This is a genomic window from Kiloniella sp. (assembly GCF_048259265.1).
Classification (GTDB): domain Bacteria; phylum Pseudomonadota; class Alphaproteobacteria; order Kiloniellales; family Kiloniellaceae; genus Kiloniella.
Window position 1 is genome coordinate 147,243 of sequence record NZ_JBLXHT010000009.1, and the last position, 12,308, is coordinate 159,550.

Below are 12,308 nucleotides of genomic sequence, written 5' to 3' on the forward strand. Positions count from 1 at the left end.
TCCATAAGCGTCATTTGAGATAAAGAGGAAAGATTCGTGCGTACATCATTTTTTCCGTGGCTTGTTTTGGGCTGGATTGGCTTTGCCATACTCCCTTGGTATGCCCTTGAAGATGGCTTTTGGGCATTTGAATGGCTTATCGATGGCTATCCATTTGATAGCGATTATGCCCCGGCGCTGCTTCAAATCTTTCAGGGTAAGGAATGGTTACTACCACTTATCTTTCCTCTTCTCTTCCCCCTATGGATTATTCGCAAAATCAAAAGCGATCCCAAATATGCTTCAACCCTGATTATATCCGGCGGATTTGGCCTCGCCTATCTGCTTGGACAAGGCTTTAGCATCGGCATAGGTGGCTGGGAATTCAGTATGTTAGAAAGTATGTTTGGCATACTGGAAACGCGTCAATTTGGGATGGGGTACGGAGCTCTCCTCGCCGCGGGGTCTTTTCTCATACTTTTAACCACAGGGCTGGCCGCAGCCGGAAACCTGCGGGGCGATGTATTTGTCACATCAGCGATTGGAATCGTTGTCGCCCTTGTCGCTACATTTGTTTTTTTACCCGTCGGGAAAATTCTGGTTTCGGCCTTTGTAAATGAAGAAGGCTTCTACGCTCTCAGTACCTTTACAAACAACTTTTTTACCAAGAAAATATGGGGCCTTGAATGCCTGAGCTCCAGCGTCTCTTGCGGTGTTGGGTTAAACTCGTTCTTTCTTGCTATTTTAACAGCGACATCAACGACCCTACTGGGACTTGGCTTTGCATTGGTCGCAACCAGAACCGATTTCCGCTGGAAAAAATCTCTTAGGGTTCTCACTATCCTACCGATCATTACGCCGCCTTTCGTCATTGGCCTTGCGCTCATCCTGCTTTTGGGGCGCTCTGGGACGATCACACAATTTGTTGCGGACCTTCTAAATATCGAAGCTGGACGTTGGCTTTATGGTTTGCCCGGCATCTGGCTGGCGCAAACGCTTTCCTTCACGCCTATCGCCTTTCTTGTCCTGATCGGTGTGGTAGAAGGTGTCAGCCCTTCAATGGAAGAAGCATCCCAAACACTTGGCGCCAGTCGATGGCATACCTTCAAACAGGTCTCTCTTCCCCTAATGCGTCCGGGTATTGCCAATGCCTTTTTGATCGGCTTTATCGAAAGTATGGCTGACTTTGGTAACCCCATGGTGCTTGGCGGTAACTACGATGTTCTATCCACAGAGATCTTCTTTGCGATTGTCGGCGCCCAAAATGACCAAAGCATGGCCGCTGCTCTTGCCATAATACTTCTGATGTTCACACTCAGCGCTTTCTTTACACAGCGCGTATGGCTTGGGAACAAATCTTACACCACAGTCGCGGGTAAAGCTGATTCAGGCATTCATGCAGGAATGAACCCGCTGTTACGCCGGGTATGCCTGTGCGTCACTATTCCTTGGGCACTCTTTACAATCGTCATTTACGGCACAGTTCTCTTTGGTGGTTTTGTTGTGAACTGGGGACGAGATAACAGTTTCACTTTGCGACATTACGCAGATGGTTTTGGCGTTGGCTGGAACGACGGCAGCTTGGTATGGGAAGGTGCCGCTTGGGACTCCTTCTGGACGACAATTTCGATTTCAGCAATCGCGGCACCCCTTACCGCCGCGCTGGGTCTTCTGACCGCCTACCTTTTGGTCCGCCAGAAATTCAGTGGGAAAAACATCTTTGAATTCGGTACGATGTTAAGCTTTGCGATCCCCGGAACGGTTATCGGTGTCAGCTATATTCTCGCTTTCAACGTCCCCCCCTTTGAATTGACCGGAACGGCCGCAATTCTTGTTCTTTGTTTTATGTTCAGAAATATGCCTGTCGGTGTTCGTGGCGGAATTGCAGCCATGAGCCAACTCGATAAAAGTCTGGACGAAGCTTCTCTCACACTTGGGGCAAACAGTTTTACAACATTGCGGAAAGTTATACTCCCGCTATTACGTCCAGCGATTGTTGCCGCCTTGGTATACAGCTTTGTTAGGGCGATCACCTCGGTCAGTGCTGTTATTTTCCTCGTCAGCGCAGATCATAACATGGCAACGTCCTATATCATCGGCCTCGTGGAAAATGGTGAATATGGTATCGCCATTGCCTATTCTTCTGTTTTGATCTTTGTGATGTTAACGGCAATCCTGTTCGTTCAAAAAGTCATTGGCGAACGTAAACTTCGCAGAGCCGACAGGCTGGCACCACAATCTAAAAATTCAAAACCATCAACTAATTCTGCCGCGATGGAGAAACAAGCATGAGTCTGCACCTAAAAGCAGGATCCGTTACCTTCGAAAATGTCACAAAAAAATACGGTGCTGTTACGGCAATTGATAATGTGTCCTTTTCGATTGAACCCGGTCACCTCGTTACCCTTTTAGGGCCGAGTGGTTGCGGAAAAACCACCACCTTGCGCATGATTGCCGGGCTGGAACATGCTTCTTCCGGGCGGATTTTAATCGGCGGAAAAGATGTGACAAGCCTTCCTGCCACAGATCGTGATGTCAGTATGGTTTTTCAATCTTATGCCCTCTTCCCCCACATGACAGTGGGCGAAAACGTGGCTTATGGATTGACTGTTAGTGGGCTTAAAAAAGCCGAAGCAACAGAACGTGCAGAAGAAGGCTTGGCGCTAGTTGGTCTTGCGGGCTATGCATCACGCCTACCAAGTGAGCTTTCTGGTGGACAGCAACAAAGGGTCGCCGTTGCACGCGCTCTTGTTCTAGAACCTGAAGTATTGCTCCTTGATGAACCCCTATCAAATCTGGATGCTAAACTTCGCCGTAAAGTACGCGAAGAAATAAGGGATCTACAACAGAACCTTGGCTTAACCGCCGTGTACGTCACACATGATCAAGAAGAAGCCCTCGCCGTTTCTGATCGTATTATTGTCATGAATAGATCTGTTATTGCCCAAGAAGGCACACCGAGAGAACTATATGAAGCCCCTTCATCAGCCTTTATCGCTGACTTTATTGGCGATGCAAATCTAATCGCGGGTGAAGTAATCAATGCAGACCACGAAAAAGCCAAGGTTCGCATAGATAGTGTCGAATACGACCTCCCAAGCCGTGGCTTAGGGCGTGGGTCGGCGCAAATTGCGATACGCCCCGATTCAATATTACTGGAACCTGCCCCACAATCTTCCGGGCAATCTTCTGAGGGGGCTAATCAGGTTGGTATCAAGGGAAGCGTCACGCATGCCACCTATTTAGGCAACCAAATGCACTATTCCGTCGACAGCTCTTTGGGTGAATTGTTTGTCGTTGATTATCGCATTGATAATGCCATCAAGGCTGGAAGCGATATTTCTATAACCTTTGCAACCAAAGGCATGGCACTAATAGCCCCATAAGCATCGCACAGAAAACACCCCTCCCAAACAGCCGTATTAGGCACAAATCTTTAAGGACTCTATTGTGTTTCTCACCTATCAGAACCTTTCCCACGAAGATAAGAATGAAATTGATCAAAGGTTCGTTCACGGCAAGGAAATGATCAAAGAAGCAGGTAAAATTGCCCTTGATTACTTCAATCGCCGGGATGAACTAATAATCGAGACAAAAACGGACCCACAAGATGTCGTCAGCATTGCAGATCAGAATGTCGAGAAGATTATCCGTGACCTAACACGAAAGAAATTTCCGGGTGACGGCTATCTTGGTGAAGAACACGGACAGGAAAAGGGGAGTAACGATTATCTCTGGGTGATCGATCCCATCGACGGTACTGCGTGCTTCCTGACAGGAATGTATGCTTGGTGTATTTCCGTCGCCCTGATGAAAGGGGACAATATCGTCGCAGGTTTTGTGTACGACCCCAACACCGATGAACTTTTCTCCGCCCTAACCGGGAACGGCGCTCACTTAAATAATCAAAAAATTGAAACTCAAAATATCAATTCCGTTACCCAAGGGGTAATGGGGTTGGGAACATCCCATCGCATCCCACCGTCACAACTATTACCATTTCTCGACAACCTGCTTTCAGCAGGCGGCATGTTTATCCGCAATGGGTCCTGTGCTTTGATGATGTCATATGTCGCATCTGGTCGTTTGATTGGTTACTACGAACCTCACATTAACCCATGGGATTGTCTGGCGGGTATTATTCTTATCGAAGAAGCTGGTGGATGGTCATCACCTTTTCTTGAGAACGACGGCTTGAACAAAGGAAATCCCATTCTCTCATCAGCTCGCGGAGTTGCCGAAGACTTGCAAAAAATGACAGGTCTTGCGTGACTAACCATAGAGCATAATTGATCTCTGAAATTCTTTCGAGTTCACACAAAAAAGCAGAGGGTGCGTTTCGCATCCTCTGCTTTTTTAGATCAAACTCTGTCGCCGACTAGACCAGTGAAACGGGCACGCCAGTCTTCAGAGATTCTGTTGCCGCATCGGCCAAGGCCTGTGCCATGAGGCCATCGTACCCACTTGGCGAAGGCTGTATGCCCTGTTCCACGACATCGATGAAGGCATTGAGTTCATCGCGATACGCAGCCATATAGCGTTCCAAAAAGAAATGCTGAACAGGATCAGCTTTAAAGCCAGCTGATGTTGCGACTTCTACAGTTGTTTCGTGAACATTACCTGCGCGGAGCATACCCTTTGATCCATGAACTTCAACGCGCTGGTCGTACCCATAGGTTGCCCGGCGTGAATTGGATATCTGACAAACCTTACCACTTGCAGTTTTCAGCACAGCCAACGCGGTATCCACATCCCCTGCATCGCCGATAGCCGGATCAACCAACGCCGACCCCGTGGCATATATTGAAACAGGTTCTTCCCCCAACAGGAACCGCGCCATATCAAGATCATGAATCATCATGTCCCGGAACAAACCACCGGATCGTTCAATATAAGAAACTGGCGGCGGAGAAGGATCTCTGGATTGAATGGTTACGATTTCAACATCACCGATTTCACCGTCTGATAACCGACGCTGTAATGACGCAAAATTCGGGTCAAAACGACGATTAAAGCCAATCATCAATGACTGGTTACAGCTTTCAACAACCTTTAAACAAGATCGTATTCTGTCCGCATCCATATCTACAGGCTTTTCACAAAAAACGGCTTTACCAGCACGCGCACCCGCTTCGATGAAATCAGCATGTGTATCCGTTGAAGACGCAACAAAAACAGCCTGAATATCATCTCGGGCCAGCATATCTTCGACAGATGAGATTTCGGCACCCGTTTTTGCCGCCAAAGATTTTGCTGCCTCGGCAAAAGCATCTGAAACCGTCACCAATTCTGCCCGTGCATTTGCCATGATATTATCTGCGTGGAGCTGTCCAATCCGACCAGCGCCAATTAATCCAAACCCAACCAAAAGAGCCTCCAAAGGAATACATATTCTGAATTGACTTAAATATAGAATATGTGTTTCATTGTCACAAGAAGAAGATGTGAAAGAAACAGCTTTTCAAATCCTGGATATGAAAATTGCAACTTTATTCACACACAATAAAAAGATCTTAAGTCCGCTTATTATACAATAATCGGACAGGTCAAAGTACCGGCAAGAAGAAACGACAAAAAATATGACAAAGCAACAAGATCTCGACGTAATTACCATTGGCCGTGCCTCTGTCGACCTTTACGGTCAACAGATTGGTGGACGTCTGGAAGATATGACCAGTTTCGCAAAATCTGTCGGCGGCTGCCCGGCAAACATCGCCATTGGCACATCAAGATTAGGGTTGCAATCCGGCTTTATCACACGGGTCGGTGACGAACAGATGGGGCGTTATATCCGTGAACAAATGGCACGCGAAGCCGTTGCAACAGACGGCATTATCACAGACAAAGAACGCTTGACGGCATTGGTGTTGCTGGGCGTCAGGGATGAAGACACCTTTCCCTTAATTTTCTACCGTGAAAATTGCGCCGATATGGCCTTATGTGAAGAAGATATAGATCCCGATTTTATAAAAAAATCTCAATCGGTTCTCATTAGTGGCACGCACTTGTCAAAAGAAAATGTACTTGCCGCAAGCAAAAAAGTAGTCTCGATCGCAAAATCTGCAGGACGCAAAGTTATTCTCGATATCGATTACCGCCCCAATCTTTGGGGGTTGGCAGGCCACGAAGCAGGCGAAGAACGTTTTATCAAATCAGATCTCGTGACCACCCATCTTCAATCTGTTTTAGCTGATTGTGATCTGATTGTTGGTACCGAAGAAGAAGTTCACATTGCTGGTGGCACCGAAAACACACTCGAAGCTTTAAAAAAGATCCGCTCACTTACCTCCGCCGTTATTGTTCTCAAACGAGGTCCAATGGGCTGTATCGTTTATCCTGACGCAATACCCTCGAATTTGGAAGAAGGTATCACGGGTCCCGGCTTCCCTGTAGAGGTTTACAATGTGCTGGGGGCTGGCGACGCTTTTATGTCTGGATTTTTAAGAGGGTGGCTTACCGGCGAAGATTATGAGACTTGCGCCAAATGGGCCAACGCTTGTGGTGCCTTTGCTGTCTCGCGCTTGCTCTGTTCCCCGGAAATTCCAACTTGGGATGAATTACAATATTTCTTGAAAGCGGGAAGTAAACATCGCGCATTGCGCAAAGATCAAGATATCAACCACATTCACTGGGCAACCACACGACGTCCCACAGATAAAAGCCTTATGGCCTTTGCCATAGATCACAGATCTCAATTAGAAGACATGGCTGATCGCGCGGGGGTATCCCGTGATCGCATTCCTGCGTTTAAACAGCTCGCGGTGAACGCTGCCAATAACGTTGCTCAGGGTCGTCCGAACTATGGTATGCTTCTAGACAGTACCTATGGTGTCAAAGCACTTTTTGACGCCGAAAAAGAACCCTTATGGATTGGCCGTCCCGTCGAATTACCCGGATCACACCCTCTGGACTTTGACAAGATTAAAGACTTGGGATCACACCTGAACGAATGGCCCGTTGACCATGTTGTCAAATGCCTTTGCTTCTACCACCCTGACGACGAAAAAAACATCAGAGAACAACAAGAGAAATCTCTTTTGCGTCTTCATGAAGCAGCCAGAAAAATTGGACGCGAGCTTCTTATTGAAATTATCGCGGGCAAAAACGGTCCTCTTGGCGACGAAACTGTTTCAAAAGTCATGTCCCGACTTTACGAACTGGGTATCAAGCCGGACTGGTGGAAACTGGAACCACAAACCAGTAAAATTGCCTGGCAAAATATCAGCAAGGTGATAGAGGAAAATGACGTTTATTGCCGGGGCATTGTTCTTCTCGGCCTTGAAGCTCCTGAAGAACAGCTAAGAGAAGCCTTTGCCTCGGCAATATCGTCTCCTTGGGTCAAGGGTTTTGCCGTGGGCCGTACAATCTTTGCCGAAGCGGCCAATGCATGGTTACAAGGAGAGATTGATGACGAAGCCGCAATCGCAGACATGGAGAATAAATTCCAACGTCTGACAGATTCCTGGATCGAAGTAGAAAAAGCTACGCGCTTTTCCTAAGTAGGAACACCCTGACAACAAGAACTGAAACCCAAGAAACAAAATATGTCATACTTCATTTTGCTTACAGAATAGAAGTCTGAACAGACCGGATTAAGACAGATGAAAACGATACGATTAACAATGGCTCAAGCTGTTGCCCGATTTTTAAGTGTTCAGAAAATTGAAATTGATAACAAGGTCGAACCTATCTTTGCCGGAGTATGGGCAATCTTTGGGCATGGAAACGTCACAGGAATGGGTGAAGCTCTCTATCAGGTTCAGGATAAACTTCCCACTTACCGGGCGCACAATGAACAAGGTATGGCACACGCAGCGATTGCCTTTGCCAAATCAAAGCAACGCCAACGTATGATGGCCTGTACAACCTCCATTGGCCCCGGCGCAACAAACATGGTCACGGCTGCTGCATTGGCCCACGTCAACCGCCTACCACTTTTACTGTTACCCGGTGATGTTTTTGCCAACAGAAATCCTGACCCTGTACTTCAACAAATCGAAAACTTTGGGGATGGTACAATCTCGGCAAATGATTGTTTCAAGCCCGTATCCAGATACTTTGATCGCATCACACGTCCTGAACAGATTATACCCGCCCTAAACCGAGCCATGAATGTTCTCACAGATCCGGCTGATTGTGGGCCTGTAACATTGTCCCTTTGCCAAGACACCCAAGCCGAAGCCTATGATTACCCAGAAAGTTTCTTCGAAGAAAAGATCTGGTACATTCGGCGTCCTACTGCTGATGCCAAAGAACTCGAAATAACGCTTTCATCTTTGAAGGAAGCCACAAAACCTTTGATAATTGCAGGGGGTGGCGTCCACTATTCCAAAGCATGTGATGCTCTTCGATATTTTGCAGAAAAGCATAAGATACCCGTCACAGAAACGCAGGCAGGGAAATCAACCCTTCCCCACGATCACCCAATGAACATGGGGGCAATCGGCGTAACAGGTACCTCCGCCGCAAATAAACTCGCTGAAGAAGCCGACCTCATCCTCGCTGTCGGAACGAGACTTCAGGATTTCACAACCGGATCGTGGGCACTTTTCAAAAATCCAGATCGTCGGTTTATAGGTATCAACGTACAAAGTTTTGATGCCACAAAACATCGGTCTCTGCCGTTGGTTGGTGATGCCCAAAGTACGTTACAACAGCTAAGTACAAAGCTTGAGAATTGGCAGGCACCGGATGAGTGGGCCACCTTAGGACACAACGCATACCAAAGTTGGCTTAATGACGCCAACAAGATTACAGCCTCAACGCCCGATCTTTATCCCACTGATGCCCAAGTCATCGGTGCTGTTCAACGATCATCCCCCAAAGACAGCATTGTTGTCTGTGCAGCTGGGGGATTGCCCGGCGAATTACATAAACTGTGGCAGGCCTCGGTGCCCGGAACTTACCATGTTGAATATGGCTATTCCTGTATGGGGTATGAGATTGCAGGCGGCCTTGGCGTCAAGCTTGCCAATCCAGACCAGGAAGTCATCGTCATGGTTGGCGATGGCTCTTATTTGATGATGAATTCCGAAATTGCCACCTCTGTGCTACTCGGGCAGAGGCTAACAATTGTCGTTCTAGATAACCGTGGCTATGGATGCATCAATCGCTTGCAACGGGGCACAGGAAACCCTTCGTTCAACAATCTATTGGAACATACCAATCATCAATCCTTGCCAGATATTGATTTTAAAGCCCACGCAGAAAGTTTGGGAGCAAGTGCGTCAAAAGTCAGCACAATTGATGAGTTGGAAGCAGCGTTAGAACAAGCCAAAAATAAAGATAAAACTACCGTCATTGTGATCGATACAGATCCTTTAGCTTCGACAGAAGTTGGCGGGCACTGGTGGGATGTCGCCGTTCCGGAAGTATCATCAGACAAAAATGTAAACTCTGCGCGTAAAAACTATGAAACCGCGCTCAAGCAACAACGTATCGGAGATTAAATTCATGACCATTCGCATTGGGGCCAACCCTATTGGTTGGTCAAACGATGACATGACGGAACTCGGTGGTCATATTCCGCTTGAACAATGTCTTAGTGAAGCGCAGGAAGCCGGGTTTGTCGGTATGGAACTTGGCAACAAGTTCCCGCGCAAAAGTGAAACACTAAAGGCTACGCTTGCTGAATACGGCCACAGCCTTGTGTCCGGTTGGTATTCTTCTGAACTACTAACCCGCAGTGTCAAAGATGAACTTTTGAACCTGCGGCCACATCTGGATCTTCTAAAAGGTTGTGGTGCTGACGTTCTGGTTTTTGCCGAAACATCAAACGCCATTCACGGCGACATAAACATCCCCCTTTCCAAACGACCTGTCTTACATGACAAAGATTGGGTCGAATTTGGTAACCGGGTGACAGAGGTCGGCGACGCGACTTTGGCCGAAGGTGTCCGCCTTGTGTATCACCATCACATGGGTACTATCGTGCAATCCGAAGAAGACATTCACAATTTTATGCGTGTCACAGGGCCTTCAGTCCATTTGCTTTTGGATACAGGACACGCAACATGGGGCGGGGCTGATCCCGCTACACTGGCAGCGCGTTACAAGGATCGGATCAGTCATGTACACACAAAAGACATCCGCTCGGATATAATGAAAAAAGCAGCCGACAAGAATATGAGCTTCCTTGAAGCTGTAATTGCCGGTGTCTATACTGTCCCAGGCGATGGTATGATTGATTTCACCACCACACTTAAAGAACTTCAGGGGTATCAAGGCTGGGTCATCGTCGAGGCTGAACAGTATTCAGAAGAAACTTCAGCGCTTAGCTTTGCAAAGCTGGGCTATGCCAATTTGGTCAAGTACCTGCAGGAAGCCAACCTTTTAGATTAACAGTCCAAGCAAATAACCACTTACTCTCACAATCGCACGAGAAACAATCATGAGCCACCTACTTGTAAAGCCATCAGCGCCCGACAACAGCGGAAAAATTATCGAAGTTACCCCTGAAAGTGCCGAGTGGACGTATATTGGCTTTGATGTGCACAAGCTTTTAAAAGGTCAAACCATTTCAGAACAGACAACGGATCGTGAAGTCTGTCTCGTCTTTGTGTCCGGGAAAGGCAAGGTCAGTGTGGATGGTCAGGATTTTGGATCTCTTGGCGAACGCATGTCCCCCTTCGAAGGAGATCCTTGGTCCGTTTATATTCCCGGAGGCTGCAAATGGTCTTTAACCTCAGAAACCGATGTCGAGCTGGCCGTATGCTCTGCCCCTGTAACATCTACATCTGACGAACGGCTGAAACCCCGTGTAATTTCACCGGAAAAAGCAAGTAGAGAAACACGGGGAGAAGGCACAAACATTCGGCATGTTGCCAATATTCTACCCGAAACAGAGCCCGCAGACAGCCTGCTTGTTGTCGAAGTCATAACTCCTGGCGGGCACTGGTCATCCTACCCGCCCCACAAACATGATCAAGATGCATTGCCACGTGAATCCTTATTGGAAGAGACTTATTATCACCGACTAAATCCATCACAGGGTTTTGCCTTCCAGCGCGTTTATACTGATGACAGATCCTTGGATGAAACCTTTGCCGTAGAAGATCGTAATGTCGTCTTGGTACCAGAAGGTTACCACCCTTGCGGTGCTCCCCATGGATACGATCTATACTATCTCAATGTCATGGCTGGCCCTAAAAGAGTCTGGAAATTCCATAACGACCCAGATCATGAATGGATGCTGAAATAAGTTTCTTTGTGCTGGATTTAAGAGCTAAACAATAAACAGCAATCGAGCTTATAGAATTGGGGAAAACACAATTATATAGCTTTTTAGGCAAATACATCCTAAAATGGATTAAAGCTAACAAAAACAACTTATAGCAATTGGTACATATAAAAATATAGCTAACTACGCATTCTGTTCAGGAGTAAGTAGGTATAGTAAATATGAGATTGGTTAACCGCCTCAATATTTTACCAACGGTTGTGATGACTTTTTTTTCATCGACTGTAATTGCCGCTGACCCAGTTATTATAACAACTCATGAACTTCCCCCCTATAGCTATTTTGATGAAGAGAACAACGTTACAGGCATAGCCACAACTGTATTGAAATGTGTTTTACATAAGCTTGAAAAGCCATATAAAATTCATGTTGTTCCTTGGAAAAGAGCTCAAATACTTGTGCAAAATCATGAGGCTGATGGATTTTACGCAGCCTCAAGAAACGCATTTCGCGATAGCTATGCTGTGATGACAAAGGCAATTGCGGAACAAACATGGACTTGGTATCTTCGCAAAGAATCCTCCCTTGATCCACAATCCAACGATTTTAAAAAGAACGCTACCGTTTCCAGTTTTCTAGGGGCGAATATGCATAAATGGCTGATTGCCAACGACTATAACGTTTCGAATACCCCAGCTACAGACACTAAGAGTCTACTTAAAATGTTATTGAGCGACCGTTTCGAAGCTGTTCTGGCAAACGAACTTGTTATGGATCGGCTCTTACATAAAACTGATCAGCTTGAAGATGTTCGAAAAGTGGACTTAAAAAACAAACCTCTTGGTGTATATTTTTCGAACCGTTTCTTATTTCATAACCCGGATTTTATCGAACGATTCAACCAGCAGGTTCCCCCTTGTCGCAAAGATAGTGACAATATCGTCCATTATAATCACTTACTTCTCCTGCCACCCCACACGCAATTAAGTTTAATGCTTCACTAGTAAGCGGTAGAACGAGTACAAACCAAGAGTGGGATTGACGGATTGCCAAAAATTAAGAGCGGTTCCAACACCTGAAAACAACCCCATCCAAAAATAAACCACTGTTTGTATACTCATGACATTGCGTTTATCGCAGGCCGAAAGCA

General features: G+C 46.6%; 9 protein-coding genes. 8 read left to right on the plus strand and 1 reads right to left on the minus strand.

The features are described 5' to 3' along the window. The first annotated feature begins 36 nt into the window (after positions 1-36). The 3 genes from ACN0QW_RS14870 (at position 37) to ACN0QW_RS14880 (ending at position 4,251) form a co-directional block, all read left to right on the plus strand. A complete protein-coding gene (locus ACN0QW_RS14870) occupies positions 37-2,271 on the plus strand; it encodes an ABC transporter permease (RefSeq protein ID WP_417432386.1) in 2,235 nt (744 codons plus the stop codon). Next, positions 2,268-3,365 carry an ABC transporter ATP-binding protein gene (locus tag ACN0QW_RS14875; protein WP_417432387.1) on the plus strand — a complete coding sequence of 366 codons (1,098 nt, stop codon included), beginning with the start codon at positions 2,268-2,270 and terminating at the stop codon, positions 3,363-3,365. Before ACN0QW_RS14870 ends, ACN0QW_RS14875 begins: the two co-directional genes overlap by 4 nt. A 64-nt stretch (positions 3,366-3,429) precedes the next feature. Further along, complete coding sequence (locus ACN0QW_RS14880) at positions 3,430-4,251, plus strand: inositol monophosphatase family protein (protein ID WP_417432388.1); 822 nt, start codon at positions 3,430-3,432, stop codon at positions 4,249-4,251. 106 nt (positions 4,252-4,357) lie between these two features. On the opposite strand, the gene iolG is transcribed toward ACN0QW_RS14880, so the two are convergent. Continuing rightward, the gene (iolG, locus tag ACN0QW_RS14885) at positions 4,358-5,347 is read right to left on the minus strand and encodes an inositol 2-dehydrogenase (protein ID WP_417432389.1); all 990 of its coding nucleotides are present in this window, start codon (positions 5,345-5,347) and stop codon (positions 4,358-4,360) included. Positions 5,348-5,558: 211 nt separating this feature from the next. Here iolG and ACN0QW_RS14890 point away from each other — a divergent pair, with 211 nt between their 5' ends. The 5 genes from ACN0QW_RS14890 (at position 5,559) to ACN0QW_RS14910 (ending at position 12,162) form a co-directional block, all read left to right on the plus strand. Continuing rightward, on the plus strand, positions 5,559-7,478 hold the full coding sequence (locus ACN0QW_RS14890) for a bifunctional 5-dehydro-2-deoxygluconokinase/5-dehydro-2-deoxyphosphogluconate aldolase (RefSeq protein WP_417432390.1): 1,920 nt from the start codon (positions 5,559-5,561) through the stop codon (positions 7,476-7,478). Between the two features lie 102 nt (positions 7,479-7,580). After that, positions 7,581-9,428: a 3D-(3,5/4)-trihydroxycyclohexane-1,2-dione acylhydrolase (decyclizing) gene (iolD, locus tag ACN0QW_RS14895; protein ID WP_417432391.1), complete on the plus strand. Its 1,848-nt coding sequence runs from the start codon at positions 7,581-7,583 to the stop codon at positions 9,426-9,428. A gap of 4 nt (positions 9,429-9,432) precedes the next feature. Continuing rightward, positions 9,433-10,320, plus strand: coding sequence for a myo-inosose-2 dehydratase (iolE, locus tag ACN0QW_RS14900; RefSeq protein WP_417432392.1), 888 nt, complete (start codon positions 9,433-9,435; stop codon positions 10,318-10,320). A gap of 49 nt (positions 10,321-10,369) precedes the next feature. After that, positions 10,370-11,179, plus strand: a complete 810-nt coding sequence (iolB, locus tag ACN0QW_RS14905; RefSeq protein WP_417432393.1) for a 5-deoxy-glucuronate isomerase — start codon at positions 10,370-10,372, stop codon at positions 11,177-11,179. Positions 11,180-11,379: 200 nt separating this feature from the next. After that, positions 11,380-12,162: a substrate-binding periplasmic protein gene (locus ACN0QW_RS14910; protein ID WP_417432394.1), complete on the plus strand. Its 783-nt coding sequence runs from the start codon at positions 11,380-11,382 to the stop codon at positions 12,160-12,162. Positions 12,163-12,308: the final 146 nt, after the last annotated feature.